The organism is Microbacterium sp. PAMC22086, assembly GCF_019443525.1.
Classification (GTDB): Bacteria; Actinomycetota; Actinomycetes; order Actinomycetales; family Microbacteriaceae; genus Microbacterium; species Microbacterium maritypicum.
The window spans coordinates 2,299,797-2,325,360 of sequence record NZ_CP080380.1 but is presented as its reverse complement, the minus strand read 5'-3'; the positions used below and the strand labels follow the sequence as shown (position 1 = coordinate 2,325,360).

Here is a 25,564-nt window from a genome sequence, read left to right as displayed (position 1 = left end):
GACTACTTCGACGCGAAGGCTCTCGCCGTGGCCGCCTCGCGGCGCCCGCCCCGCGTGGCAGGCCCCTGACCACGCCTGTTCCGGCCGGGTACTGGCTCAGCGCACAGCGACGAGGAAGACCCGATCGCAGACCTCACGGCGCAAGCGGCTCTCGAACTCACTGCCGTCGGCCATCAACGGTTGCCGCTCTTGCGTGAGAGCTCGGCGCCCTGAGGCGTCTCGTACATCGCCGTGAGCCCCTTGGGCAGGAAGGTGAACTCGATCCGAGCTCCGCCGGCGACATCCCAGTGCGCGGCCACGGTGTCCTCGAAGTCCGTCATCGTCGGCGTGCCCCAGCGGCTCTCACCTTCGCGGACCATCAGCGTGAACGCGTCGCCGAGGAAGGCCGTGGATTCCGGCGTCACATCGCGGATCGTGTCGGACACGTCGAGACTCAGATCCATCATCACGTTCTTGTGGTCGATCATCATCACATCGGTGACCGTGAACCCCGACACGGTGTTCATCAGGTAAGAGGTGCCGTCTTCGACCTTGATCGTCCACCCGAAGCGATCGACGGCCAACTTCTGCGCCTCGTCCCGCGTCAGCGGCCAGGACGCGCTCGCCCAGAATTCCATGGTGTCGCACAGCTCAGCGGCATTCATCGCCTTCCACGCCACGGCTTGGAGCGGGTGGCGCGTCGCCGTCGCGTCGAGCCCTTCCGCATCGACCCAGCGCTGCCAGCCGTCACGGACGTTCCCGTCCCACCCGTCGCCCCAGACGAAACGACTGTCGGAGGTCCCGATGAGCACCTGTCCATCGCGCATCTGACTCGCCTGGTACTCGCCGCCATCGAGCCGCACTATCCACCACCAGCGGGCGAGCTGATCCACCACAGAGATCGGCACCCGGATCAGATCGGCAGAGTCCGCACGGTCGACCGACACTTCAGGGGTCCCAGCGGGCACATCCGCTCGGCGCGCGGTGACATAGTCGACAGGGGCGCCCAATGTTCCGGCCTGCGTGATGGACAGGAGTGCGACCTCGACACCGCCGATGTGGCCGAAGAGCCCCGGTGGGTGAGCCGTGCTGTGTTCTGTCATCGTCTTCCTCAGGGCGGGGCTTCAGCCATGGTGCCGGCACGGGAGTGCGGGCTGTGGTGTGGCGCTCGGCGAGAGTTCGAGTAGGGCGGGCGGGACTTGAACCCGCGATCGTTGGGTTATGAGCCCACTGCCTTAACCAGCTTGGCCACCGCCCCGTACCCTTTCAGCCTAGCGGCCGGGCGCTCACACCCGCGTAGCCGCGGAATGCGTCTGCGAGTGCCCGAGGTAGATGTCGGCGTTGGCGATGAGCCCCGCGCGTTCCTCGTCGGTGAGGGCCCGTCGCACCTTCGCGGGGACGCCCGCGACGAGAGAACCGGGAGGGATCTCCGTCCCTCCGAGCACGACCGCTCCCCCCGCGATGAGGCAGCCGTCACCGATCACCGCACCGCTGAGGATGACCGATCCCATCCCGACCAGTGTGCCGTCGCCGATCGTGCAGCCGTGGACGACCGCGTTGTGGCCCACCGACACCTTCGAGCCGATCACGACGGGGTGACCCGTGTCCACGTGGACCGAGACGTTGTCCTGCACGTTGGAGCCCGGTCCGATGACGATCCCCGCGGAATCTCCCCGGAGGACGGCGTTGTACCAGACGCTGCATCCGGCGGCGAGGGAGACGTCGCCGACGATGCGCGCGCCGTCGGCGACGAACGCCGTCGCGTCGATCGACGGTGTGGTGTTCGGCAGGGAGAGGACAGAGGCTCCGGACGCGATGCTCATGAGGGGAGACTACCCTCACTTCCGCGGAATCACGCGGAAGTGAGCCGAGCCTCAGCTTGCTTGCGGAATGTCTGAGGCTGAGTAGCGTTGTCTTCATCAGATACGAGTAACCGTTCCGGAGGAGCACAAGATGAGCAAGGCACAGACCGTTTCCACTACCGCCATCGACCCGACCGTGGCTGCAGGGGCGGCCCAGTTCCTCTCCCCTGTCGTCCTCGGCCTGCAGGCGCTGACCGTCAACGGCAAGCAGGCCCACTGGCACGTGCGTGGCGCGAACTTCATCGGCGTCCATGAGCTGCTCGACACCATCGTCGCCCACGCCGGCGACTTCGCCGACACGGCCGCTGAGCGGATCGTCGCGCTGGGACTCCCGATCGACGCGCGCGTGAGCGCTGTCGCCGACAAGGCGGGATCCACCTCGGTCGCGGCCGGCTTCGCCCAGTCCGACGAGCTGATCCGCGCCGTCATCTCGGACATCGACGCCATCCTGGTCGACGTCAAGGCGGCTGTCGAAGGCCTCGACGAGGTCGACCTCACCAGCCAGGACGTCGCGATCGAGATCCAGCGCGGTCTCGAGAAGGACCGTTGGTTCCTCGTCTCGCACATCGCTGCGTGATCTCCGATATCGCCTGACCTGAGAAGGGGCGGTGCTCGGTCCTCCGAGCACCGCCCCTTCTTCGTACCAGCAACGATCAGAGGACGTGTGTGACGTACCCCGCGAGAAGGGTGGAGACGATGGGCATGGACCGCAGCCCCTCCCCCGTCGCCGCTCGAGGATCCGCGGCGCACAGCACGATGTCGGCGGGTTCGCCGGGCCGCAGCGACGAACGAACGCTCGCCTCGAGCGCCTGGTCGACGGTGATCCGCTCCTCCGGATGCCAGGCGGCCCGATCGTCGTCGGTACGCGACACCGCGGCTGAGATGGCGTGCCAGGGGTCGAGCTCGGCGACGGGTGCATCCGACCCGAAGCGCAACTGCGCACCGGCGTCACGCAACGAGGCGAGCGGGTAGCCGATGGCGGTCTGCTCGGCCCAGTGACGATCCACCAGGTCGCGGTCGTCCACGGCATGCTGCGGCTGGACGCTGGCGATCACGCCCAGACGGGCGAAACGGGCGAGATCGGTGTGCCGCACGAGCTGCACGTGCTCGATCGAGCCGACGGCGCCCGTCGTGGTGAACGCGTCGAGAGCAGAAGTGATCGCCCGGTCGCCGATCGCGTGCACGGCCACGCCGAGCCCCGCACCGGTCGCGCGGGTGAGGAGTGCGACGAGCTCGTCCGACGGCACGGTGAGCATCCCGAAGTTGTCGGGATCGCCCGGATACGAGTGCGAGCACGCTGCCGTTCGTGTGCCCAGAGAACCGTCGGTGATGACCTTGAGAGGTCCGACATGCACGAGCCCTCGTGCTGGTGCCGGGACATCGCCCTCTTCGCGGAGCTCTCCGGTGCGCAGCCCGGCACTGATCGCCCGTTCGAGGTCGAAGGGGTACATCGCGAACTCGACGCGATGCGAGGAGAAACCGTCCTGGACCCGTCGCGGCCAGGCTTCCGCACTCCACGCCATGTCGAAGTCGACGAGCCCGCTGATACCGCGTGCGGCCGCCTGTTCGCCTGCACGCATGATCGCGCGATCGCCGTGGGCTGAGTCGACGGCGTTGAGGCGCCGCGAGATCTCGAAGGCGTCGGTCTCGCGCAGCACGCCGTCCTCACTGCGGAAACCTTCGCGCGCGAGAGCCGTGCTGTTCAACCAGACGCTGTGGACATCGGCGTTGATGAGATACGTCGGAACATCGCCGGTCGCGGCGTCCAGGAGCTCGAGGGAGGGTCGATCCGACCAGAGCGCGTCACGGAAGCCGGTCCCGACGCGTCGTCCATCCGGCAGCGGGGCGATGCCCCTCATCGCCGCAGCGGCGCCGGCGGCGGATTCCGCCCCGCCGAGCGGCGCCCGCTCCGATGTCAGCGCCCACTGGACCGTGTGGACGTGGTTGTCCCAGAGCCCGGGAACGGCCCACGCGCCGTCGGCGTCGATGACCGCGCCGCGTGCCGGCAGAGCACCCGTCGGAGCGATGTCGACGATGCGCCCGTCGGCGATGAAGATATCCACGGGCTCTTCATCCATGAGGAACTCGCGCCCAGGACCGGCGATGCGCACGCCGGTGATCGTGTCGATCGCCACTCCACGTTCGGTCACTGCTGTCGTCCTCCTCGGCGCGCATCCTGCGCGCGTCGCATCTCCGCGGCGAGAGCCGGGTTCGAATACGGTCCGTCGGTCGAGAGCACGGCGATGACCGTCTCGATCGTCTCCGGCGGTTTGTTCTGGCTGAGCTTCCTCTTGGCGACGACGCGGGTCGGCCGCAACCGGAAGCCCACGGTTCCCGAGGCGAGGCGCTCGATGTAGGCCGGGTCGTTGGGGCGTTCCCACATCCGTCGCGGCTCGGGCATCCGGGCTTCGAAGCGTGCCACGAGCTGATCCAGCACGACGAGGTTCTCTTCATCGGTCAGGATCTCTGGCACGCCGGCCAGGTGCACCGCGGTGTAGTTCCAGGTCGGCACCGCAGGGACATCGCCGTACCAGCCGGGCGAGACGTAGCCGTGCGGGCCCTGGAACACCACGAGTATCTCTCGGTGCCCCATCCCGTGGATGAGGTCGTCCGGGCGCCCGACGTGTCCCACGATGGTGAGGTCGTCGCACGCGTCGTCGAGCAGCACGGCGTAGTGCGAGGCGACGAGTCCGTCATCGCCTGCGCTCATGATCGTCGCCCAGGGATTCGCCTCGATGACACGGCGGATCTCGTTCTCATCGGCCAGCGTGAAGCTGGGGTTCTGTCGCATGGGATCAGCCTAGAGCGGTGCAGGGAGCTCGAGCGGGCTCACGCCTGACAACGAGGGCACCAGTAGAGCTTGCGCGCACCGATCTCCTCGAGGGCGATCTCCGTTCCGCAGATCCGACAGGGCAGTCCCGCACGGTGATACACCCAGTGCCGGTCGTCCCGATTGGCCATGGCCGCCCGGTAGTCGTCGCCCGTGAGGCCGTCCATCGTCATCATCTGGCCGGTCTCGACACCGGTCGCGAGAAGGCGCACCCAGTCTGCCCAGAGCGCGCGCACGACGTCTTCCGGCACGTCCCTACCCGGAGTGTGCGGGTTCAACCGCTGGCGGAAGAGCATCTCTGCCCGATACACGTTTCCGATCCCGCTCACGACCGACTGGTCCATCAGCAGCAGCGCGATGACCGTCGACTTCTTCTTGACTGCGCGAACGAATCGCTCCTCGTTCTCGACCGGGTCGCCGACCAGGGGATCCGGTCCCAGCTTGGCCACCGTGGCGAGCATCTCCTCGGGAGTCTGCAGCACACAGGCGGTGGGCCCTCGAAGATCGGCCGCGGTGATATCGGTCATCAGCCGCAGACGGACCTGCCCGACGACGGGCGGGGGCCACTGCATCCCGTCGTCGGCCAGCCCCTTCGTCTGCTCCGACATGCGCACGTGCACTCGGGTGCGCCGCGGGGCCCCGATCGACGCGAGCGAGTTCTCGCCGGCTTCGTCGAGGATCGGCTGGTCGAGCACGGTCCCCCGCTGATTCGTCTGGCCCATCCGTCCGTTGGCCGAGGCGATGGTCGGGTCGACGATGATCTCACCCGCGAAATCCCACGCCCCGTACAGACCGAGATGCACCCGGAGCCACAGGTCGCCCTCCGTCTCGAGGAACATCTGCTTGCCGACGGCCTGCACGCTGACCGCCTCGCGACCGTCGAGAACGGAGGCGCCCTCGGCGAATCGTCCCTGCGGACTGGATGCACTCAGGGTCTTTCCGACGAAGTTGCGGTCGAACTGTCGAGCGATCCGATGGACGGAATGACCCTCGGGCATCTCAGGCCCGCGGGTCCGGGAGCAGAGAGCCGTCTCGTTCGAAGTCCGCGATCTGGCCGATGCGGCGCACGTGGCGCTCGTCACCGGAGAACGGCGTCTCGATGAAGCGGTCGATGAACGACGTCACCTCGTCGTACGTGTGCTGACGGGCGCCGATGGAGATCACGTTGGCGTCGTTGTGCTCTCGCGCGAGTTCCGCCGTCGACAGATTCCAGACGAGGGCCGCACGCACGCCCTCGACCTTGTTCGCGGCGATCTGCTCACCGTTGCCCGAGCCGCCGAAGACGACACCCAGTGCGTCCACGCCGGCACGCTGGTCGGCGATGACCGCCTGCGCCGCTCGGATGCAGAAGGCGGGGTAGTCGTCGACCGCGTCGTACTCGATCGGCCCGTGATCGACGACATCATGTCCGGCAGCGCGCAGATGTCCCTGCAGCTGGGTGGAGAAGTCGAGTCCCGCGTGGTCGGTGGCGATGTGGATGCGCATGATTCCCATCCTAGAAGCGTGCGCGGGTCAGCGAGAGGTCACGGGGCGACACCGGCAGCGGCCGGCTTGAAGCCCGCGCGGATGTTCTCGCAGCAGCCGGGCCGGCAGACATCGAAGCCCCCGGGGAGAGAGGTCACGTGCGCACGCTCTTCGTTGGGGCGCCCCTGGAGCCGCTCCTCGATCAGGTCGACGATGCCGGAGACGAATGCCGGCGACACTCCAGGAGTCGGAGTGCGCGTGAAGGAGAGGCCCGCTTCCTCCGCAGCCTCCGCCGCCTCGGTGTCGAGGTCCCACAGCACCTCCATGTGGTCGCTCATGAATCCGACCGGGACGACGGCGACGGCCTTGCGGCCACGATCGGGCAGCTCGCCGATCACATCGCACACGTCCGGCTCGAGCCAGGGCTGCGATGCGGGGCCGGAGCGGGACTGGTACACGAGTTCCCACGACACATCGGCGGCCGCCGGAACGGTCTGGCGAACGCGGTCCATGACCCACGCGGCGACGGCGAGGTGCTGCGCGGCGTATGCGCCACCCTCTCCCCACTCGATGTCGCGCGCTCCGGAACGCTCGGCGTCGGCGGTCGGGATGCTGTGGGTCGAGAACAGGATCTGGATGTCCGCTGCCGGGATGCCCTCGGCGAGGAAGCCCTCGACAGCCTCACGCACGCCGGTCTCGAAAGCCTCGACGAAGCCGGGGTGATCGTAGAACGGGCGGATCTTGTCGATCGTCACCGTCTCACCCAGACCGGTCTCCTCCAGGACGCGGGCGAAGTCCTCGCGATACTGGCGGCAGCTGGAGAACGAGCTGTAGGCGCTGGTGGCGAAGGCGAGGAGGGTGTTGTGACCGTTGGCCGAGGCCTCGGTCACGACCTCTTCGAGGTACGGGGCCCAGTTGCGGTTGCCCCAGTAGACGGGGAGCGTGATCCCGCGCTCGATGAGGGCCTTCTCCAGCGCCTCCTTGAGGACGCGGTTCTGGCCGTTGATCGGGCTCACCCCGCCGAAGTGGCGATAGTGGTGCGCGACCTCCTCGAGCCGTTCGTCGGGGATTCCCCGACCGCGCGTCACGTTCCTGAGGAACGGGATCACATCATCCTGGCCCTCCGGCCCGCCGAACCCGGCGAGCAGGATCGCGTCGTAGGTGGCAGGGGTGTTCACGTAGGGGGCACCACCGGCGGTAGCAGGCGAGGCAAAGGGGACGACATTCGGCTCGATCGCAGTCACGCATCCATCTTCCCACCTCGGAGGGGTCCGGGCGTGCGCGCACGCGTCGTTTCCCGACGTCTCGCTCCCGTGGCCGATGCGAGGAGGCATCCGTCGCGAAGGCGTAGGCTGTCATGGTTGCCGTCGGCGCCAACTGCGCCCAGCCCCGGTGACATCCCCTCACCCCTGGGAGTACAGCTGTGCCTGGAGAGAACCTCACCCGTATCGAAGCGCAGGAGCGCCGCGACGTCATCGACACGCAGTCGTATGAGGTCGCCCTCGATCTGACGAAGGGCCCCGAGGTATTCGGCTCCCGCAGCGTGGTGCGCTTCACCGCGACGCCGGAGGGCTTCACCTTCATCGACCTGATCGCCCGCGACGTGCGCGAGATCTCGCTCAACGGCGAGCAGCTCGACCCGAACGAGGTCTTCGCCGACTCGCGCATCGCGCTCACCGGTCTGCAGGCCGAGAACGTCCTCGTCGTGGACGCCGACTGCGAGTACACGAACACCGGAGAAGGGCTCCACCGCTTCGTCGACCCCGTGGACGGGGAGGTCTATCTCTACTCCCAGTTCGAGGTGCCCGACTCGCGTCGTGTCTTCGCCGTCTTCGAGCAGCCCGACCTCAAGGCGACGTTCCAGTTCACGGTGACGGCCCCTGCCGCATGGAAGGTCGTCTCCAACTCCCCCACCCCCGAGCCCATCGTCCATGACGACGACGTCACCGCCACGTGGGGTTTCGAGCCGACCCCGCGTATCTCCTCGTACATCACGGCGCTCGTCGCCGGCCCGTACGAGTCGACCTTCTCGGAGCTCACCAGCGCCTCCGGACGTGTCATCCCCCTGGGCGTGTACGGCCGCAAGAGCCTGTGGCAACACCTCGATGCCGATTACATCTTCGACAAGACCCGCGAGGGCTTCGCCTACTTCGAGTCGAAGTTCGGCGTCCCCTACCCCTTCGCCAAGTACGACCAGCTCTTCGTGCCGGAGTTCAACGCCGGCGCGATGGAGAACGCCGGTGCCGTCACCTTCACCGAGACCTACGTGTTCCGCAGCAAGGTCACCGACGCGGTCAAGGAGCGTCGCGTCGTCACGATCCTGCACGAGTTGGCGCACATGTGGTTCGGTGACCTTGTCACCATGAAGTGGTGGAACGACCTCTGGCTCAACGAGTCGTTCGCCGAGTGGGCGTCGACCATCGCCACCGCCGAGGCCACCGAGTGGACAGAAGCCTGGACGACCTTCAACGCCATGGAGAAGACCTGGGCCTACCGCCAGGACCAGCTCCCCTCCACACACCCGATCGTCGCCGAGATCAACGACCTCGATGACGTGCAGGTCAACTTCGACGGCATCACCTACGCCAAGGGCGGGTCGGTCCTCAAGCAGCTGGCCGCGTGGGTGGGCATCGAGGCGTTCTTCGCCGGAGTCTCGCAGTACTTCCAGAAGCACTCCTGGGGCAACACCGAGCTCAGCGACCTGCTCTCCGAGCTCGAAGCCACCAGTGGCCGCGACCTCAGCACGTGGTCGAAGAAGTGGCTCGAGACCGCGGGCGTCAACACGCTCGAGCCCGTCATCGCCGAGAGCCACGACGGCACCATCTCGCGCTTCGCGATTACGCAGACCGCCCCGGCGGACTACCCGACGATCCGTCCGCACCGCCTCGGCATCGGCTTCTACACGCTCACGGACGGCTCGCTCACCCGCACCCACTACCTCGAGGTCGACGTCGACGGCGACCGCACCGAGGTGCCCGAGCTGCAGGGCCTCGCCCGCCCCGACCTCGTGCTGCTCAACGACAACGACCTCGCCTACGCGAAGATCCGCCTCGACGAGAAGTCGCTCGCCACGGCGATCGCCCACCTCGCCGACATCCACGACCCGCTCGCCCGCTCGCTCGTCTGGGGCGCCGCGTGGGACCAGACCCGCGACGCCGAGACCGGCGCTTCGGAGTACATCGACCTCGTGCTGGGCAACATCGGCCGCGAGACCGAGTCGACGACCGTGCGCACCACGCTGAGCCAGCTGCGCACCGCGGCGACTCTCTACGTCGTCCCCGCGGATCGCGAGGCGGCACGACTCAAGGTCGCCGACGGCCTGTGGAGCCTCGCAGAGGCCGCGGAGCCGGGGAGCGACAGCCAGCTGCAGTTCGTCACCGCGTTCGCGAACGCCCTGGTCACCCCAGAGCACGCCGGCATCGTCGGGCGTCTGCGCTCCGGTGAGGACACGCTGCCCGGGCTCGAGGTCGACGCCGACCTGAACTGGCAGCTCCTCGTCGGGCTGGCATCGATCGGCGCGACCGATGCCGCGACGATCGATGCCGCCCTCGCGGCCGACAACACGGCCAAGGGCGGAGAGTTCGCCGCTCAGGCCCGTGCCTCGCTTCCGGATTCGGCATCGAAGAAGGCCGCGTGGGCGTCGCTCATCGAACGCGACGACGCCCCCAACACGATCGTCCGCTCCGCAGCGCTCGGGTTCACACACCCGGCCGGCGCCGCAGTGCTAGGTGAGTTCGTACCGGCCTACTTCGACATGCTGCTCCCGGTCTGGGAATCGCGCACCTACCAGATCGCGCAGTACCTGATCGTCGGACTCTTCCCCACGGCTCTGGCCGACGTCGCGCTGCGCGATGCGACCCGTGGCTGGCTCGCCGCCCACCAGGACGCGGCGCCCGCGCTGCGCCGTCTCGTGCTCGAGAACCTGGCGGACGTGGAGCGCGCTCTGGCCGCACAGGCTCGCGACGCCGAGGACTGATCCCGAAGCACCCCTGAAGACGGAGACCATCGGTCCCGCACTTGCCGTGTCCATGAACGACACCGCGAGACGGGACGGGTGGTCTCCGTTCTCGTCGGGCACATCCACCCAGCCCGCGCAGAGACCCGATCGCTAGGATCGTGAGTGATGAATCTCCCCGCGACGACCACCACTCCCCCTGCTCCGGCTGAGCTTCCCGAGGAGATGAAGAAGCTTCTCGCCTGGCTCGCCGAGGCAGGCATGAACGCGCTTGCGGTCGCGATCATCGTCGCCAGCTGTGTCGTGATCGGCCTCGTTCTGCGCATCGTCATACGGCGGGTCGTGCACCGCATCGTCGACAGCGCCAAAAACAAGGCGTCGGTCGACGACACGCAGGCCCTCGAACGATCCCCCCTCGCCGACATGCGCCTCGTGCAGCGCACGCGCACGCTGGGGACGATCCTGCAGAACATCGTCAACGTGATGCTCGTCGTCATCGCGGTCGTGTTGATCGTCAATGCCTTGAATCCCACGCTCCTCGGCTCCCTGACCCTCCTGACCGCCGCCGTCGGCGCCGGCCTCGGCTTCGGCGCCCAGAACATCGTCAAGGACGTGCTCAACGGCATGTTCATCGTCGCCGAAGACCAGATCGGCATCGGCGACGTGGTCGATCTCGGTCTCGCGAGCGGCGTCGTCGAGTACGTCAGCGTGCGCATCACCCAGGTGCGCGACGTCAACGGCACCCTCTGGTACGTGCGCAACGGCGAGGTCACCCGCATCGGCAACATGTCGCAGGGCTGGGCGCGTTCCATCATCGACCTGGGCGTCCCCGCCGACTCCGACCTGGAGCAGGTCGAGCACATCATGCTCGAGACGGCGCAGGGGCTGGCGAAGGATCCGAAGTGGCGTACGCGCATCATCGAGAAGCCGGAGCTGTGGGGGCTCGAGTCCATCGACGGCGATGCGCTCGTGGTGCGCATCGTGATCAAGGCCCGCGCCAACGCGAAGGACGACGTCGCCCAGGAGCTGCGGCGTCGGCTGCGCGCCGCCCTGCTCGAGAAGGAGATCGGCGTTCCGCGCATGGTCGACGTCGTGCCGACCGGCCTCGACGGGGCGCGTCGCGTGCGCGGAGCGAATCCGCCCAAGACCCGGCCGAATGCCGTGACCGGCGTCCCGATCATCCCCGACCGCGGGATCTGGCGCCGCAAGAAGCCGAACGACGACGGGAGCACCCAGAAGTGACCTTCTACGACGAGATCGGCGGGCACGACACGTTCGCGAAGATCGTCTCGGTGTTCTATCGCGAGGTCGCACTCGACCCGGTGATGAAGCCGATGTACCCCGAAGAAGACCTGGGCCCCGCGGAGGATCGCCTGCGGATGTTCCTCGAGCAGTACTGGGGCGGTCCCACGACCTACGGCGAGACGCGCGGACACCCGCGGCTCCGTATGCGGCACATGCCCTTCCGCATCGACGCGGACGCGCGCGATCGTTGGCTTCGTCACATGCGAACAGCTGTGGACGAGGCGCAGTTGTCCCCCCTGCACGAAACCACGCTGTGGGACTACCTGGAGCGGGCCGCCTATGCCATGGTGAACTCACTCGAGCCTTCCGGGATCGGTGCCGGTCCGGGTGGTCGCCCGACGCTCGAGGCCCGATCACGTCAGGAATCAACGGAGAACTCATGACGACGACACCCCTGTCTGCAGACGTCCTTGTGATCGGATGGGGGTTGGCCGGCCTCGTCGCGGCGGCGGAGGCACTCGATGCCGGGCGGCGCGTCATCCTGGTGGATCAGGAGCCGCGCACGAATCTCGGCGGTCAGGCCTGGTGGTCTTTCGGGGGCCTGTTCTTCATCGACTCCCCCGAGCAGCGACGCCTCGGCATCAGGGACTCCCTCGAACTCGCGACCCAGGACTGGTTCGGTAACGCCGGATTCGATCGCGACGAAGACGAATGGCCCCGCCGCTGGGCGCAGGCGTACCTGCAGTTCGCGGCCGGCGAGAAGCGCGCCTGGCTTCGAGAACGCGGAGTCGGCTTCTTCCCCGTCGTCGGCTGGGCGGAGCGCGGCGGCTACGGGGCGATCGGACCGGGCAACTCCGTCCCCCGCTTCCACATCACCTGGGGCACCGGACCGGGCATCGTCGCCCCCTTCGCGGCAGCCGTCGAGCAGGGCGAGCGGGACGGCCGGCTCACGATTCTTCCGCGTCACCGCGTCGGCGAGCTGACCGTCGCGGACGGCACCGTCACCGGTGCACGAGGGGACATCCTCGCAACCAGCGGTGCGGAGCGCGGGGTGCCATCGTCTCGCGAGGTGATCGGCGAGTTCCAGATCTCGGCGACCGCCACGATCGTCTGCTCAGGAGGGATCGGCGGCAACCACGACCTCGTGCGAGCAGCGTGGCCCGAACGGCTCGGCACCGCACCCGCCCATATGCTCACGGGGGTGCCGGCATATGTCGACGGTTCGATGCATCGTGTGAGCGAAGTCGCGGGTGCCCGCCTGGTCAACGGCGACCGCATGTGGCACTACGTCGAGGGCATCTCCAACTGGGATCCGGTGTGGCCTTCGCACGGGATCCGCATCCTGCCCGGCCCCTCGTCTCTGTGGCTGGACGCTACGGGAAAGCGGCTCCCCGTGCCGCTGTTCCCCGGCTTCGACACCCTCGGCACCCTCGAGCACCTGCGAACGACAGGCCACGACCACTCCTGGTTCGTCACGTCGCGTCAGATCGTCGAGAAGGAGTTCGCCCTGTCCGGCAGCGAGCAGAACCCCGACCTCACGGGGAAGGATGTCGGACTCCTCCTGAAATCCCGCCTCGCCAAGGGACCGACGGGTCCGGTGCAGTCCTTCCTCGACGAGGGCGAGGACTTCATCGTCGAGAACGATCTCGACTCGCTGCTCGAACAGATGCAGAAGCATCCTGGCGGCGAACTCCTCGACCTCGACAACGTCCGGCGCGAGGTCGTGGCTCGCGACCGCGAGATGGAGAACGACTTCACGAAGGACGCGCAGATCGGCATGCTGCGGTCGATGCGCGGCTACCGCGGCGACAAACTCATCCGGACCGCAGCCCCGCACCGCCTTCAGGATCCTACGGCGGGGCCGCTCGTCGCCGTGAAGCTGCATGTGCTCACGCGCAAGTCCCTCGGCGGTATCAACACGGATCTTGAGGGCCGCGCCCTGAACGCCGCAGGCGAAACGATCCCGGGTCTCTACGCGGCCGGTGAGGCGAGCGGCTTCGGCGGCGGCGGCGTGCACGGCTACCGGGCACTCGAGGGAACCTTCCTCGGCGGCTGCCTCTTCTCCGGTCGCACCGCGGGGCGCGCAGCCGCACTCGCCGTCTGAGTCGCGGGGCGAGGTCCGAGGCACGGGCCCAGTTCTCCTGGTGGCGTCGTTCCGGGGATCCGTCGCACTTGTTCGGGGTATCCCGAAGACATGGCGTTCCACGTCGAACCGCCCGGCCGTGCTGCTTACGGTGGGCTCGTGCGCATCCTCTTGCTCCTCGGACTCCTGTCGACACTGCTCGCGAGCCGCGCTGTTCCCACTGTCACCGCGGACACCCCGACGACTGCCTCCAGGACGGTCGAGGCGTACACGGAGACGTTCGCGACTCCCGGGATCGCCGCGGCCGTGATCTCCGACGGAGACGTCGATCTGATCGTGCGCGGTCGTGACGGCGCCGGAGCGGCGATCACGCCGGAGACGCGGTTCCGGATCGCGTCGATGAGCAAGTCGATGACGGCGACGGCGATCATGCTGCTGGTCCAGGACGGCTCAGTGGAACTCGATGACCGCGTCGTCGAACGCCTGCCGGAGTTCACGATGGCCGATGCGAGGTACGAGCACATCACGATCCGCCAGCTGCTGTCCCATACTTCGGGATTGTCGCTGCAGACGAACGACGAGTTCGCGCTGCCCGCGCCGCGGACCACGCGGGCGGTCATCGCCGAGCTCAGGGAGCGCCGACTGGTCGCGGAACCGGGAGTGCGATTCGAGTACCACAACACGAACTACTCGCTCGCCGCCCGCATCGTCGAGATCGTGTCGGGGCAGCCTCTCGATGATTTCCTTCGGGAGCGTCTCTTCGTGCCGCTGGGCATGCACGACTCGCTGAGCGTGGACGCCTGCGACCGGACTGTGGATGAGCTCGCGCCCGGCTTCTCCGTGGTGCTGGGTCTCGCGTACGTGATGCCGGAGATGCCGGGGCGTTGCGGAGGCAACGGTGGCGTGGTGTCGACGCTCGCCGATATGGTGCAGTGGCTCCGCTTCAACCAGGGCACGGTTGGTGCGGCACTGCTGGAGCGCCCGCTGCTCGACGAGCTCCACGCGGTGCAGCCCAACGCTGCACCGTATGGTCTCGGCTGGCAGCACCTCGCCCCGGATGGAGGGGATGCATCTGGCTTCGTCTCGCACGGGGGCACTCTGGCCACGTTCACCGGGTCCATGGCCTTCGCCCCCGAGACGGGAAGAGCTGTCGTTGTGCTCACGAACGGAGTCGGCTCCCCCGGCGAGCTGGCGCAGAATCTGATCGCGGAATCCGAGGGCGTGCCCCCGAAGCCCTACGAGAACCCTCTGGGCGTCGCGAACAGCATCCTGTCGGTCCTTGCCGCGGTCGCTCTGACCCTGCTCCTCGTGACGGCTCTTCGCGCTCCCCGCTGGGCGGCGGGAAGGCGGTCCGCACGGACACCGCGACTCCTGCTCCGACTCTTCCCGCTCATCCTCGTGATCGTCGCAGGGCTGGTCATCCCCCTCACTCCCGCGTTGCTCGGGGGCTCCGTCAACTGGCAGTACTGGGTGATCGACCTCTGGCTGTTCCCGCTTCTGGAACTTCTCGGCGCGGTCCTGGTGCTGGGAGGGATCAGCGCCCTCGTGAGCAGGATCGTCGCGCTGCGGCGCGGCCACGTGCTTCTGCGTCGCGGGCGGCAGGGGGCGTCTCAGCCGGCGGAGCCGGTGTGACGCACATTCGTGAGCCCTGAGGCAACCGGGCCGCGGGAGAGTACATGACCGCGCCGGAAGGCGAGTCGTGTCCATCGCCCGGATCGAGAGACGGCCACCTGTTCCTCGCCCGAGATGAAGCCCATCGCGTCCGCAGCGAAGGCGACGCCTCGCGGGATGTCACCGAGGTCCTCATCCGGCTCCCCCCAGATCGCGGCCCGGAGGGCTCGCACGGCTTCCTCTCCCGAGCCCGGCGCGGTGCCGCGGGCCACGGCGGAGATCCCCCATTGCGCCCGCTGGGCGATCACGGAGACGTCGAGCGTCGACACCGGCTCCCACCCGCCTCGAGGCGGCGCCACACCTGCCCACGCCGGCGAGAGTCCGGTGTCCGGGAGCTCGAGGCGGTGTGGCTCGTCGGTCTTCGTGAGCTGATCGACGACGACATCGCACTCGAGTTCGGGATCAGCATGCACGATGCGCATCGCGAGGATCGTCGGTGTCTGATCGAACAGGCCGTGGGGGGCGAGTGCCGCGGTCGTGAGGGCGAGTGCGCCGCTCGACGCCTGCAGCCGCACTCCTTCGTCGGTGATCCTGGCCGCTCGCCCCACGAACGTCAGGACGTCTTTCGCCGTGTGGGAGTCGGCGAGGAGGAGGTGATGCGGCACGCGTTCTAAACTACCAACGGAGCGGCGCCCCGGGGCGCAGAGAGGAATCCATGAGCGCGGAAGACCACGCCATCCAGACCGTCGAGCGGCTGCTCGAGGTCCTCGATCTCGATTCGACGCAGGCACGGACGACGGAGGACATCTTCACCGGTTCCTCGCACCCGATGCCCACCGGCCGGATCTACGGCGGACAGGTTCTCGCCCAGGCGCTCTTGGCTGCAGAGCGTACCCTCCCCGAAGACCGGGCGGTGCACTCGATGCACGGCTACTTCCTTCGTCCAGGCGACGCGAGTCAGGGCATCACGATCTCCGTCGACCGCATCCATGACGGACGCTCGTTCTCCACGCGTCGTGCCCAGGCCTACCAGAACGGTGTGCCCATCTTCTCGATGATCGCTTCCTTCCAGGACGCCGACCCGGGCGTCGAGCACGCACAGCCGATGCCCGAGGGCATTCCCGCTCCTGAGGAACTCGCACCGGACGAGAATCGGGTTCAGGGTCTCCCCGGCGGCACCGCACGGATGCTGAGCGAGCGCGCCGCGGACATCCGCCACGTCGACTCGCCTCTGTATCTGCCGAGCGACGATGCGCGCACGCCGCAGCAGGCCGTGTGGATGCGTCTTCGCGCGCCGCTACCCGACGACCAGCGTCTGCACAGGGCGGCCCTCGCCTACCTCAGCGACATGACGATCCAGGAGTCGATCCTCCGCGCCCACGGCGTCTACTGGGCGCTCCCCGGTCTCAAGGTCGCCAGCCTCGATCACGCGATGTGGTGGCACCGGCCTGCGCGCGTGGACGAGTGGCTGCTGTACGTGCAGGAGTCGCCGAACGCCCGCGGCGGCAGAGGGCTCGCCACCGGACGGATCTTCACGCGCGACGGGGCCCTCGTGGCGAGCGTCGCCCAGGAGATCATGATCCGGGTCCCCGACGGCCAGGAGTGATACGTCGGTCGGGAACACCCGCTCCCGACCGACTCGCCAGGCACAGTCTCACGTGCCCCTCGTCGCCCGCTGACCGCGAGCGGCTCAGCGATGGCTGTACTGGATCGACTCTCCGAGGTACGGCTCCCAGGCGTCGCGCATCTCCTGCGTGAGGCGGGTGGGGCGTCCGGTCTTCGCGTCGACGAGCACGATGATCGCCGTCGATCGCGCATAGATCTGACGAGGGTCTGCCGTCGGGTCGTTGTGCACCTCGTAGCAGACCTCGACGCTGGACCCGCCGAGCTTCCCGAACCACATCTGCACCTCGAGCGGTCGCCGCTGGTACGGCACGGGTGCGAGGTACTCGATCTCCTGGCGAGCGATGAGCGTGAGGATGCCCTCGTCGATGCCCGAGTCGAGCACTGCCGTCGAGGGGGCCTCCTCGCCGGGGCCCGCACGCCAGAACGCTCGCACACGAGCCTCCTCGAGCAGCTTCAGCATCGAGGTGTTGTTGACGTGGTTGAACGCATCCAGATCGCCCCAGCGGAGCTGGATCGGGATGTGCAGACGGGGCCCCGGCGATGCGGTCACGACAGCCTCAGTCGCGCGTCAGCTTGCGGTGCGTCGAGCGGTGCGGCTTGGCCGCATCCGCTCCGAGGCGCTCGATCTTGTTCTCCTCGTAGGCCTCGAAGTTGCCCTCGAACCAGTACCACTGGTCAGGCTTCTCATCGGTCCCCTCGTAGGCGAGGATGTGCGTGGCGATACGGTCCAGGAACCACCGGTCGTGGGTGATGACCACGGCGCAGCCGGGGAATTCGAGCAGCGCGTTCTCGAGCGAGCTCAGGGTTTCCACGTCGAGGTCGTTGGTCGGCTCATCGAGGAGCAGCAGGTTGCCGCCCTCTTTGAGCGTCAGCGCGAGGTTCAGGCGGTTGCGCTCACCACCGGAGAGCACGCCTGCCTTCTTCTGCTGGTCCGGACCCTTGAAGCCGAACTTGGAGACGTACGCCCTGGACGGGATCTCGGTCTTGCCGACGGTGATGTAGTCGAGGCCGTCGGAGACGACCTCCCACAGCGTCTTGTTCGGGTCGATGTTGGAGCGCGACTGGTCGACGTAGCTGATCTTGACCGTCTCGCCGATCTTCAGATCTCCGCCGTCGAGAGGCTCGAGGCCGACGATGGTCTTGAACAGCGTCGTCTTTCCGACACCGTTCGGGCCGATGACACCGACGATGCCGTTCGGCGGCAGGCTGAAGCTGAGTCCATCGATGAGCGAGCGTCCGTCGAAGCCCTTCTTCAGATTCTTGGCCTCGATGACGACGCTACCGAGACGCGGTCCTGCGGGGATCTGGATCTCCTCGAAGTCCAGTTTCCTGGTGCGCTCGGCCTCGGACGCCATCTCCTCGTAGCGAGCGAGACGCGCCTTCGACTTGGTCTGACGCCCCTTTGCACTCGAGCGCACCCACTCCAGCTCCTCCTTGAGGCGCTTGGCGAGTTTGGCGTCCTTCTTGCCCTGGATCTCGAGGCGCTCGCCCTTCTTCTCCAGATAGGTCGAGTAGTTGCCCTCGTAGCCGATCAGGCGGCCGCGGTCGACCTCGGCGATCCACTCGGCCACATGGTCGAGGAAGTACCGGTCGTGGGTGATTGCGATGACGGCACCCTTGTAGGCCTGCAGGTGCTGCTCGAGCCACAGCACGCTCTCGGCGTCGAGGTGGTTGGTCGGCTCGTCGAGGAGCAGGAGGTCAGGCTTCTGCAGGAGCAGCTTCGCCAGCGCCACGCGACGCTTCTCACCACCGGAGAGCGGGACGATCGCCGCGTCGCCCGGAGGGGTGCGCAGCGCATCCATGGCCTGATCGAGCTGCGAGTCGAGGTCCCAGCCGTCCGCCGCGTCGATCTCTTCCTGAAGCGAACCCATCTCCGCCAGGAGAGCGTCGAAGTCGGCATCGGGATCGGCCATGAGTGCCGAGATCTCGTTGAAGCGGTCGAGCTTCGCCTTGATCGCGATGCCGTCCTGGATGTTCTCGAGCACGGTCTTCGTCTCGTCGAGTTCCGGTTCCTGCATGAGGATGCCGACGGTGAACCCCGGAGAGAGCTTCGCCTCCCCGTTCGAGGGGGTGTCCAGACCCGCCATGATCTTGAGGATGGTCGACTTACCGGCGCCGTTGGGGCCGACCATACCGATCTTGGCCCCGGGGAGGAACGCCATGGTCACGTCGTCCAGGATGAGCTTCTCGCCCACTGCCTTGCGTGCACGAACCATCGAGTAGATGTACTCAGCCACCGAAAACCGCTCCTTCTGTTGGCGTCGAAGATCGACACTCCAGCCTACCGGCCCCCTGGCGTGTCACCAGTCGATAGGACGTGTGGCGCCGATGAGGCAGCGCCCCTCGGCGAGTTGCGGGAGAACCGCGGTGACGACTTGCCCCGTCGAGGGCCCGACCTGGCCGACGAGACACTCATCGTCGCCCCAGCGCACGGAGAACTGCAGACTCTCCGCCGGATTCCCTACCGTGGTCTGATCCTGGGTCACCTGCATCGCCTCGCGATCGAACCCTGCACTGATCAGAGCGTCGATGTAGGCGCGACCGAACCCCCGCTGATCGGTCGCCCAGATGCCTTCCGCGGTCGCCGTGAACACAGGCAGGTTCTCCTCGGCGGTGCCATCGGGCACCAGGACGGGGGCCGCGGGAATCGTCGACTCCGCACCGGGCGAGGCGGAGACCGACGGGGAAGGTGACGGAGCGGGGCTCGGCGTGCACCCGGAGAGAAGGAGGGCGGCCGCAGCCGTGGCGGCGAGGACGCCGGCTCCACGCGCGGGCGAGAGGACCGATCGACGAAGCACGTGCCGAGTCTACGTCGCCTTCCCCTTCGTCTCGCCCGAGCAGCCGGCCCGCGCCCTCATCTCTCCGAACTCGGCAGGTCAGCCCCTCCCCGTCAGCTCCGCCTCCGGATCAGCCCAGGAGAGGTCGATCGTCGAGGAGTCCTTCTCCTCATCGGGGCCGCCGACTCCCTCATGGCCGGATGACGCGTCCGCGGAGTCGGTTGACGTCTCCGTGGCACTCGCCTGCGCACGCGCCTGCGGTCGGTAGGCGGTCGTCCCCCAGCGCAGGTCATGTCCGATCGCATCCGCTTCGATGTCGACGCTGGTGCCGTGCTTGCCGTTGCTCTCCCAGTTTCGGATCTTCAGGCGACCGGTCACGATCACGCTGTCACCGGTGCGCAGTGACGCCTTCGCGTTCTCGCCGAGCTGTCGGAATGCGGCCACGGAGAACCAATTGGTCCCGGAGTCCGTCCACGTCTGGGTCACGGCGTCGAAGCGGCGGTGCGTGCTGGCGAGGCGAAAATTGGTGACAGAGACGCCGCCCCCTGTCTGGACCTGCGTCGGGTCGGTCGCGACTCTCCCCACGATGGTCAGGGTGTCGATCATGTGCTCATCCTCTCGATCGCCGGATCTCTTCCGGGCCCCTCCAGAGTGGGGCGCGACGACGGGAGCCGATCGCCCGAATCGTGCAAGTGGTGGACAGCCTCGTTCAGATGGCGTCTGTGGAGAGAAAGCCCCGATGAGGGCGGGAGGACCTCACCGGCCCGAATGTCGGAGGTCGGTCATATCTTCGAATCACGAAAGGAGCCCCGATGTCCGACAACCTGATCACCTCCCTCCCCGAGATCCCCTACGCCACGCCTCGACTCGCTTCCGCACGAGAGCATCTGGTCCGCGCCGCAGATCACCTCTGGAGAGTGCAGGATCAGCGGGAGCACGTGCTCGGTCACCTGCGCATCGTCGCGGATCCGCTCGGGCTTCGATACCGCGCGGAGCGCCTTCATCTCGCGACGGGCGTCTTCCGGGTCGTCGGTGAGTTCTGGCGCGCGGACGATGCCGTCGCGGCCCTCCGCTATTCCTGACGAGTTCAGCGCGGTCGACGACGCAGGCGGAGATTCGACGGCCAATGCCTCGATGCGCCGTGTGTCGCGGGGCATTCGACTCGTGTGGTGCCCCCGGCAGGATTCGAACCTGCGACCAAGAGATTAGAAGGCTCCTGCTCTATCCCCTGAGCTACGGAGGCGCACATCTCTAGAGTATCGCGGTCCCGGAGGCGTTTCGTGAAGCACGCTCCGGTCGGCGATGTCGGGCCCGTCGATAGTATGGCGGCATGGTATCTGCGTCCGAGAATGATCGTCTCGTATGGATCGACTGCGAGATGACGGGCCTCGATCTGGCGGTCGACGAGCTCGTCGAGATCGCCGTCGTCGTCACCGACTTCGAGCTCAACCCCATCGATCCGGGATTCCAGGTGGTGATCCGCCCCAATGAGAGTGCCCTCGAGCACATGAACGACTTCGTCACGAAGATGCACGAGACATCGGGACTCATCGAGGAGATCGCCGGTGGAGTGTCGCTGGAGGAGGCTGAGTCCCAGACCCTCGCGTACATCAAGCGCTTCGTTCCGCTGGAGCGCAAAGCGCCTCTGGCCGGGAACACGATCGGCACGGATCGGATGTTCCTGGCGAAGTACATGCCGCAGGTGGATCAGTGGCTGCACTACCGCAACGTCGACGTCTCCAGCATCAAGGAGCTCTCGCGCCGTTGGTACCCGCGGGTGTTCTTCCAGGCCCCCGCCAAAGACGGCGGTCACCGTGCGCTCGCCGACATCCTCGAGTCGATCAGGGAGCTCCGGTACTACCGCGAAGCGGTGTTCGTCGATGAGCCGGGGCCGTCCAGCGACGAGGCACGGGAGATCGCTTCGCGCACGGTGTCCGAGTTCACTCCGAACATGTAATACACTCGTATGGTTGCCTGCTCCGGTGGGCACATGGTGGGTATAGCTCAGCTGGTAGAGCGCTGGCTTGTGGTGCCGGATGTCGCGGGTTCGAGTCCCGTTACTCACCCTCCTGAAGAAGGCCCGAATCGCAAGGTTCGGGCCTTCTTCGCATCTCCGCATGATCGGCCTGTTCCCCTCCTGAGCTCTAGACTGACGGGGTGTCGCTCGCGGTCTGGTTCTCGTTGCTGACCGCCTCCGTCGTGATCAGTTTCACGCCCGGCGCCGGTGCGATCAACACGATGTCGAACGCCATGAATCAAGGGTGGCGACGATCGATATGGGGCATCGTCGGGCAGCAGATCGCGTTGATCGTCCATGTGGCTGTCGTGGCCGCCGGCGTCGGACTGCTGGTCTCTCGCTCGGAGGTGCTCTTCAACGGCATCCGCTATGCCGGTGCGGCGTACCTGGTGTTCCTCGGGATACGTCTCATCCTCACGAAGCCGGCGGTCGTGGTCGACGACGTTCCCGTTCCGGTCGATTCCAGGGAGAGCCACTGGTCGATGATCCGCCGGGGGTTCTGGGTCAACCTGCTGAACCCGAAGGCGATCGTCTTCTTCCTGGCGTTCATCCCGCAGTTCGTCCGGCTGGATGAGCCGCCACTGCCCCAGTACCTCACCCTCATCGTCACCGTGATCGTCGTCGATGTGATCGTGATGTGGGGGTTCTTCGCTGCGGCCGCGCGCCCCTTCCGTCGCCTCACGCGCACGGCGCGAGGGCAGCGTGTCCTCAACACGGTCTTCGGCGCCCTGTTCATCGTGGTGGCCGCGATTCTCGTTCTCCTCCACTGACCATCCGTCGCCCCTAGGCTGGAGATGATGGACATGGATGCCGCCGCCTTCGAAGAGCTCGTGATCGACGAGCTCGACCGCCTCCCCGACGACATGGTCGAAGGGCTGGAGAACGTCGTGTTCGTCGTCGAGGATCGGCCCGAGGACGGCAGCCTCGATCTGCTCGGGCTCTACGACGGCCTGGCGCTGACCGAGCGGACGCAGTACGGAATGGGTGAACTCCCCGATCGCATCGTCGTCTACCGCGAACCGCACCTCGCGCAGTGCGAGACCGACGACGAGCTCCGCGACGAGATCCACACCACACTGGTCCATGAGATCGCGCACTTCTACGGAATCGACGACGAGCAGTTGCATGAGATGGGCTGGGCGTGACGATCCCGACAGCGGTTCCCGACCTCGATGAGGTGACCGACCTGAGCGCTGCTCCCCTCGAGCCATGGCAGGTGGTGGTCTGGAACGACCCCGTCAACCTGATGAGCTACGTGGTGCGCGTCTTCCGCACGTATTTCGGGTACTCCCTCGATCACGCGACGGCGTTGATGCTCGCCGTGCACCACGACGGGCATGCGATCGTGGCCACCGGACCGCGCGAGACCATGGAGCTGCATGCACAGGCCATGCACGACTTCGGGCTCTGGGCCACGGTCAGGAAGGCGACGTCATGACCTCTGACACCGTGATCGTCCCGATCACCGCCATCGAGGAGCACCACCTCGCGAAGCTCGTGGATGACTTCCTCGAGCTGCTCGTCACCTCGCGTGACGTCGGGGACCCCGCGATCGACCGGCTGGCACCGAACCCCTACCCCGACGATCCCGCCTCCGCTGCCGGCTTCGCGGAGAGCACGCGAGACGACCTCCTCGATCGGCGACTCAGCGATGCGCGCCTGATGCGGACGGCGCTCCGAGAACTCCCCGAGGGTGGTGACGGTCTCGAGGAGGCGGAGGCCCTCCTGACGCGCGAACTCTCGGTCCCCACTGCAGACCTCGACTCCTGGCTCCGCACGCTCACCGCCATTCGACTCGTGATCGCGGCTCGCCTGGGGATCACCTCCGACGAAGAGACCGGAACCGACGGTCGTCACGATGTGTACGACTGGCTCGGCTACCGCCTGGAAGTTCTCATCCAGGCGGCGGATGACGCCGATGGAAGGCGCTAGGGAACCTCGACGACTCGGGTGGCGAGGGAACGAGGATCGTCCCGCTCCCGGTGCAGACGCTCCTGCGCAGCCCAGCGGTCCCAGTGCGGGCGGTAGGTGTCGCCGTCGCGGGCCAGAGCTCGCGCCTTGCGCGACGCCTCCGCGGACTCCACCCAGATTCTGACGTCGGCGAGGCCGGCGGTCGACGCCCGGAGTATCCCGCTGCCCTCGACGATCACGCCGAGAGCCGGATCGACGGCGTGGCTTTCCGCTTCAGCCTGAGCCTCCCAGTCCCACCGCCGCCAAGTCCCGAGGTAGCCGCGGCCGTGCGGGCGGAGGATCCACTCCAGGGCGCGCTCGACGCCGCCTTCGAGACCATCCCAGCCGGGGTACAGCGAGTCCAGCGCGATGAGCTGCACATGGCCGACCACGGGCCAGCGACGCACGAGCAGGGAGGCGAGAGAGGACTTCCCCGCTCCGCTTCCCCCGTCGATGAGCACGACCGGGTTGACAGCGGCGACGGCGCGGACATCCTGCTCGATCAGTGTCGCAGCCTGCTCCAGCGCGGCTGAGACCGGGTCGTCACTTCTTGAGGGCACGAATGATGCGGGTGAGCGCCCGTCCGGCGACCCAGACGAACGGCACGGCGACCACGAGAAGCGTGACGATGTTCGGCTCGAAGCGCAAGCCCTCTTCGCGACGCACATACACGCCGACGGGAACGGAGACTCCACCGCCACCGCCACCTTCGGCACCGTCTCCGCTGCCACCGCCGAAGCCCGAGTAGGTGAACGCGACCGGCGTGATGCTCACACCGTCGACGTCCTGCGGCTCTCCGTACGCGCTCTTCACGCCGAAGGACGCAGCTTGTTTTCCGAGTTCCAGTGCAATGTTCGGCATAACCCCACGCTAGCCGAGGAACCATGCCCTGTGGGATCAATCCAGGCCGTGGGCTTTCGGGTGTTGTGCGGCGCCTCTGCCATCGCCGCGGCCGATGTGTCGGGCGCGACTGATCGTCGCCGCGCCGAACCGGGCGACGGCCTCATCCATCGCGCCCTCGACTCGGCGCCAGTCCTCGTCGTCGTCCCAGAGCCCGAGGGCGCCTCCGCCGGCTGGTCGAAGATTCTCGGCACGGACGCCGACGAGTCGCACCGGATCACGACGGTCGATCTGCTCGAACAGGGACTGAGCGGCTTCTCCAATGCGCTGACCCACTGCTGTGGGCTCGCTCAGTGTCTGGGACCGGCTCAGCGTACGGAAGTCATCGAAACGGATCTTGATCGCGACGGTCGATGTCTCCCACTCCGCTCGGCGGAGCCGGGCAGCGACGCGGTCGGCCAGTCGGAGCAGTTCCGCCCGCAGGAACGAGCGGTCGAGGATGTCGGCGTCGAAGGTCTCCTCATGACCGATGCTCTTCTCCACGCGCTCCGTGTCGACGACGCGCGCATCCTCTCCCCGGGCGAGCTGTGCGAGTCGCGCACTCAGCGCAGGCCCGACAGCGCGTTCGATCATCTCGCGCGGGGCATCTCGCACATCTCGCACCGTTCGGATCCCCCGAGCCTCCAGCGCTTCAGCGGCCTTCGGCCCGACGCCCCACATGGCACGGACCGGTCGAGGAGAGAGGAAGTCGAGCGTGTCCTTCGCCGCGACGACGAGCATCCCGTCGGGCTTGGATATCGTCGAAGCCATCTTGGCGACGTGCTTGGTGGCGGCGACGCCGACGCTGCACGTGATCCCGACCTCATCGAGGACGCGCGCTCGGATGAGTTCGGCAATGCGCGCGGGGCTCCCCCAGAGACGACGCACACCCTGCACATCGAGGAACGCCTCGTCGACGGACAGCGGCTCCACGAGCGGTGTGAACGATTCGAAGATCGCCATCACCTGCCGAGAGACCTCCTGGTACCGGTGGAAGTGCGGGGGGACGATACGCGCGGACGGACACAGCCTGAGAGCCTGCGAAACCGGCATCGCCGCGCGAACGCCGTATCGGCGGGCCTCATACGACGCGCTCGAGACGACCGAACGGCCGTCCGGCGCGCCGATGATCAGCGGCAGACCGCGGAGAGAGGGATCATCGAGCACCTCGACCGCCGCGTAGAACGCGTCCATGTCGACGTGCAGGATCCTCGTGCCGGTGTCGTCGGCATCGATGGCGGAGACGATGCGTCCGCTGCCGTCACCGTGTCCCATGCATCCATCCT

28 protein-coding genes and 3 tRNA genes are annotated in these 25,564 nt (G+C 67.3%); 14 read left to right on the top strand and 17 right to left on the bottom strand.

All coding sequences use genetic code 11. The annotated features are described in order from the left end of the window. Positions 1–173: 173 nt before the first annotated feature. The 3 genes from KY497_RS11555 to KY497_RS11545 form a co-directional block, all read right to left on the bottom strand. A complete protein-coding gene (locus tag KY497_RS11555; protein ID WP_219869086.1) occupies positions 174–1,082 on the bottom strand; it encodes a DUF6301 family protein in 909 nt (302 codons plus the stop codon). An 81-nt stretch (positions 1,083–1,163) separates the two neighbouring features. After that, a tRNA-Ile gene (locus KY497_RS11550) sits at positions 1,164–1,237 on the bottom strand. A 28-nt stretch (positions 1,238–1,265) separates the two neighbouring features. Further along, positions 1,266–1,802: a gamma carbonic anhydrase family protein gene (locus KY497_RS11545; protein WP_218681988.1), complete on the bottom strand. Its 537-nt coding sequence runs from the start codon at positions 1,800–1,802 to the stop codon at positions 1,266–1,268. 130 nt (positions 1,803–1,932) lie between these two features. On the opposite strand from KY497_RS11545, the gene KY497_RS11540 reads away from it, so the two are divergent. Then, entirely contained in the window at positions 1,933–2,418 is a 486-nt protein-coding gene (locus KY497_RS11540) for a Dps family protein (protein WP_017830662.1), read from the top strand. Between the two features lie 76 nt (positions 2,419–2,494). Here KY497_RS11540 and KY497_RS11535 read toward each other — a convergent pair whose 3' ends face one another. From KY497_RS11535 to KY497_RS11515, 5 genes are read right to left on the bottom strand one after another with little or no spacing between them, the layout of a single operon-like run. Beyond that, on the bottom strand, positions 2,495–3,991 hold the full coding sequence (locus KY497_RS11535) for an amidohydrolase (RefSeq protein WP_219869085.1): 1,497 nt from the start codon (positions 3,989–3,991) through the stop codon (positions 2,495–2,497). Beyond that, a complete protein-coding gene (locus KY497_RS11530; RefSeq protein ID WP_219869084.1) occupies positions 3,988–4,632 on the bottom strand; it encodes an FMN-binding negative transcriptional regulator in 645 nt (214 codons plus the stop codon). Before KY497_RS11530 ends, KY497_RS11535 begins: the two co-directional genes overlap by 4 nt. A gap of 38 nt (positions 4,633–4,670) precedes the next feature. After that, positions 4,671–5,669 carry an Fpg/Nei family DNA glycosylase gene (locus KY497_RS11525; protein WP_141386033.1) on the bottom strand — a complete coding sequence of 333 codons (999 nt, stop codon included), beginning with the start codon at positions 5,667–5,669 and terminating at the stop codon, positions 4,671–4,673. A gap of 1 nt (position 5,670) precedes the next feature. Beyond that, positions 5,671–6,156, bottom strand: a complete 486-nt coding sequence (locus KY497_RS11520) for a ribose-5-phosphate isomerase (RefSeq protein ID WP_017830666.1) — start codon at positions 6,154–6,156, stop codon at positions 5,671–5,673. A 38-nt stretch (positions 6,157–6,194) separates the two neighbouring features. After that, positions 6,195–7,379 (bottom strand): ferrochelatase, encoded by a 1,185-nt coding sequence (locus KY497_RS11515; RefSeq protein WP_055868375.1) that lies wholly within the window; start codon positions 7,377–7,379, stop codon positions 6,195–6,197. Between the two features lie 179 nt (positions 7,380–7,558). On the opposite strand from KY497_RS11515, the gene pepN reads away from it, so the two are divergent. The 5 genes from pepN (at position 7,559) to KY497_RS11490 (ending at position 15,050) form a co-directional block, all read left to right on the top strand. After that, complete coding sequence (gene pepN, locus KY497_RS11510; RefSeq protein WP_219869083.1) at positions 7,559–10,111, top strand: aminopeptidase N; 2,553 nt, start codon at positions 7,559–7,561, stop codon at positions 10,109–10,111. A 147-nt stretch (positions 10,112–10,258) separates the two neighbouring features. Continuing rightward, complete coding sequence (locus KY497_RS11505; protein ID WP_219869082.1) at positions 10,259–11,332, top strand: mechanosensitive ion channel family protein; 1,074 nt, start codon at positions 10,259–10,261, stop codon at positions 11,330–11,332. Further along, positions 11,329–11,778, top strand: a complete 450-nt coding sequence (locus tag KY497_RS11500) for a globin (protein WP_017830670.1) — start codon at positions 11,329–11,331, stop codon at positions 11,776–11,778. Before KY497_RS11505 ends, KY497_RS11500 begins: the two co-directional genes overlap by 4 nt. Further along, positions 11,775–13,439: an FAD-binding dehydrogenase gene (locus KY497_RS11495; protein ID WP_219869081.1), complete on the top strand. Its 1,665-nt coding sequence runs from the start codon at positions 11,775–11,777 to the stop codon at positions 13,437–13,439. Before KY497_RS11500 ends, KY497_RS11495 begins: the two co-directional genes overlap by 4 nt. Before the next feature lie 138 nt (positions 13,440–13,577). Next, the gene (locus KY497_RS11490; RefSeq protein WP_219869080.1) at positions 13,578–15,050 is read left to right on the top strand and encodes a serine hydrolase; all 1,473 of its coding nucleotides are present in this window, start codon (positions 13,578–13,580) and stop codon (positions 15,048–15,050) included. Here the strand turns inward: KY497_RS11490 and KY497_RS11485 are convergent. Further along, positions 15,029–15,694 (bottom strand): hypothetical protein, encoded by a 666-nt coding sequence (locus KY497_RS11485; RefSeq protein ID WP_219869079.1) that lies wholly within the window; start codon positions 15,692–15,694, stop codon positions 15,029–15,031. The genes KY497_RS11490 and KY497_RS11485 overlap by 22 nt on opposite strands. Before the next feature lie 50 nt (positions 15,695–15,744). Here KY497_RS11485 and KY497_RS11480 point away from each other — a divergent pair, with 50 nt between their 5' ends. Beyond that, complete coding sequence (locus KY497_RS11480) at positions 15,745–16,635, top strand: acyl-CoA thioesterase II (protein ID WP_219869078.1); 891 nt, start codon at positions 15,745–15,747, stop codon at positions 16,633–16,635. A gap of 84 nt (positions 16,636–16,719) precedes the next feature. Here the strand turns inward: KY497_RS11480 and KY497_RS11475 are convergent, their stop codons facing one another. From KY497_RS11475 to KY497_RS11460, 4 genes are all read right to left on the bottom strand, one after another. Continuing rightward, positions 16,720–17,205, bottom strand: a complete 486-nt coding sequence (locus KY497_RS11475; protein WP_055868397.1) for a thioesterase family protein — start codon at positions 17,203–17,205, stop codon at positions 16,720–16,722. A gap of 7 nt (positions 17,206–17,212) precedes the next feature. Further along, complete coding sequence (ettA, locus tag KY497_RS11470; protein ID WP_219869077.1) at positions 17,213–18,892, bottom strand: energy-dependent translational throttle protein EttA; 1,680 nt, start codon at positions 18,890–18,892, stop codon at positions 17,213–17,215. A gap of 63 nt (positions 18,893–18,955) precedes the next feature. Beyond that, entirely contained in the window at positions 18,956–19,453 is a 498-nt protein-coding gene (locus KY497_RS11465) for a DUF6993 domain-containing protein (RefSeq protein WP_219869076.1), read from the bottom strand. 78 nt (positions 19,454–19,531) lie between these two features. Next, positions 19,532–20,038, bottom strand: coding sequence for a single-stranded DNA-binding protein (locus KY497_RS11460; protein ID WP_219869075.1), 507 nt, complete (start codon positions 20,036–20,038; stop codon positions 19,532–19,534). 206 nt (positions 20,039–20,244) lie between these two features. Between KY497_RS11460 and KY497_RS11455 the strand changes: the two genes are divergently transcribed. Beyond that, the gene (locus KY497_RS11455) at positions 20,245–20,514 is read left to right on the top strand and encodes a hypothetical protein (protein WP_017830680.1); all 270 of its coding nucleotides are present in this window, start codon (positions 20,245–20,247) and stop codon (positions 20,512–20,514) included. Between the two features lie 85 nt (positions 20,515–20,599). On the opposite strand, the gene KY497_RS11450 is transcribed toward KY497_RS11455, so the two are convergent. Then, positions 20,600–20,675, bottom strand: a tRNA-Arg gene (locus KY497_RS11450). Positions 20,676–20,762: 87 nt separating this feature from the next. Between KY497_RS11450 and orn the strand changes: the two genes are divergently transcribed. From orn to KY497_RS11420, 6 genes are all read left to right on the top strand, one after another. Continuing rightward, entirely contained in the window at positions 20,763–21,389 is a 627-nt protein-coding gene (gene orn / locus KY497_RS11445; protein ID WP_219869074.1) for an oligoribonuclease, read from the top strand. Between the two features lie 36 nt (positions 21,390–21,425). Further along, positions 21,426–21,498 (top strand) — tRNA-His (locus tag KY497_RS11440). 91 nt (positions 21,499–21,589) lie between these two features. Beyond that, on the top strand, positions 21,590–22,219 hold the full coding sequence (locus tag KY497_RS11435) for a LysE family translocator (RefSeq protein ID WP_055868411.1): 630 nt from the start codon (positions 21,590–21,592) through the stop codon (positions 22,217–22,219). 27 nt (positions 22,220–22,246) lie between these two features. Further along, a complete protein-coding gene (locus KY497_RS11430) occupies positions 22,247–22,594 on the top strand; it encodes a metallopeptidase family protein (RefSeq protein WP_081603925.1) in 348 nt (115 codons plus the stop codon). Continuing rightward, a complete protein-coding gene (clpS, locus tag KY497_RS11425; protein WP_219869073.1) occupies positions 22,591–22,887 on the top strand; it encodes an ATP-dependent Clp protease adapter ClpS in 297 nt (98 codons plus the stop codon). The genes KY497_RS11430 and clpS overlap by 4 nt, the downstream gene beginning before the upstream one ends. Further along, positions 22,884–23,381, top strand: a complete 498-nt coding sequence (locus KY497_RS11420; RefSeq protein ID WP_055868417.1) for a DUF2017 family protein — start codon at positions 22,884–22,886, stop codon at positions 23,379–23,381. Before clpS ends, KY497_RS11420 begins: the two co-directional genes overlap by 4 nt. On the opposite strand, the gene KY497_RS11415 is transcribed toward KY497_RS11420, so the two are convergent. The 3 genes from KY497_RS11415 to dinB are packed head-to-tail and all read right to left on the bottom strand — an operon-like array spanning position 23,378 to position 25,553. Beyond that, a complete protein-coding gene (locus tag KY497_RS11415) occupies positions 23,378–23,959 on the bottom strand; it encodes a hypothetical protein (protein WP_082524207.1) in 582 nt (193 codons plus the stop codon). The genes KY497_RS11420 and KY497_RS11415 overlap by 4 nt on opposite strands. Beyond that, entirely contained in the window at positions 23,943–24,260 is a 318-nt protein-coding gene (locus KY497_RS11410; RefSeq protein WP_031206169.1) for a hypothetical protein, read from the bottom strand. The genes KY497_RS11415 and KY497_RS11410 overlap by 17 nt, the downstream gene beginning before the upstream one ends. 36 nt (positions 24,261–24,296) lie before the next feature. Further along, positions 24,297–25,553, bottom strand: coding sequence for a DNA polymerase IV (gene dinB, locus KY497_RS11405; RefSeq protein WP_141386006.1), 1,257 nt, complete (start codon positions 25,551–25,553; stop codon positions 24,297–24,299). Between the last annotated feature and the right edge of the window lie 11 nt (positions 25,554–25,564).

What these genes read in the sequence shown, in the direction of transcription:
- KY497_RS11430 (WP_081603925.1), top strand. Translation starts at nt 22,247, where the DNA reads ATGGACATGGATGCCGCCGCCTTCGAAGAGCTCGTGATCGACGAGCTC.
- KY497_RS11555 (WP_219869086.1), bottom strand. Translation starts at nt 1,082, where the DNA reads ATGACAGAACACAGCACGGCTCACCCACCGGGGCTCTTCGGCCACATC.
- KY497_RS11540 (WP_017830662.1), top strand. Translation starts at nt 1,933, where the DNA reads ATGAGCAAGGCACAGACCGTTTCCACTACCGCCATCGACCCGACCGTG.
- dinB (WP_141386006.1), bottom strand. Translation starts at nt 25,553, where the DNA reads ATGGGACACGGTGACGGCAGCGGACGCATCGTCTCCGCCATCGATGCC.
- KY497_RS11420 (WP_055868417.1), top strand. Translation starts at nt 22,884, where the DNA reads ATGACCTCTGACACCGTGATCGTCCCGATCACCGCCATCGAGGAGCAC.
- KY497_RS11455 (WP_017830680.1), top strand. Translation starts at nt 20,245, where the DNA reads ATGTCCGACAACCTGATCACCTCCCTCCCCGAGATCCCCTACGCCACG.
- KY497_RS11495 (WP_219869081.1), top strand. Translation starts at nt 11,775, where the DNA reads ATGACGACGACACCCCTGTCTGCAGACGTCCTTGTGATCGGATGGGGG.
- KY497_RS11460 (WP_219869075.1), bottom strand. Translation starts at nt 20,038, where the DNA reads ATGATCGACACCCTGACCATCGTGGGGAGAGTCGCGACCGACCCGACG.
- KY497_RS11525 (WP_141386033.1), bottom strand. Translation starts at nt 5,669, where the DNA reads ATGCCCGAGGGTCATTCCGTCCATCGGATCGCTCGACAGTTCGACCGC.
- KY497_RS11410 (WP_031206169.1), bottom strand. Translation starts at nt 24,260, where the DNA reads ATGCCGAACATTGCACTGGAACTCGGAAAACAAGCTGCGTCCTTCGGC.
- KY497_RS11520 (WP_017830666.1), bottom strand. Translation starts at nt 6,156, where the DNA reads ATGCGCATCCACATCGCCACCGACCACGCGGGACTCGACTTCTCCACC.
- KY497_RS11505 (WP_219869082.1), top strand. Translation starts at nt 10,259, where the DNA reads ATGAATCTCCCCGCGACGACCACCACTCCCCCTGCTCCGGCTGAGCTT.
- KY497_RS11530 (WP_219869084.1), bottom strand. Translation starts at nt 4,632, where the DNA reads ATGCGACAGAACCCCAGCTTCACGCTGGCCGATGAGAACGAGATCCGC.
- KY497_RS11545 (WP_218681988.1), bottom strand. Translation starts at nt 1,802, where the DNA reads ATGAGCATCGCGTCCGGAGCCTCTGTCCTCTCCCTGCCGAACACCACA.
- orn (WP_219869074.1), top strand. Translation starts at nt 20,763, where the DNA reads ATGGTATCTGCGTCCGAGAATGATCGTCTCGTATGGATCGACTGCGAG.
- KY497_RS11480 (WP_219869078.1), top strand. Translation starts at nt 15,745, where the DNA reads ATGAGCGCGGAAGACCACGCCATCCAGACCGTCGAGCGGCTGCTCGAG.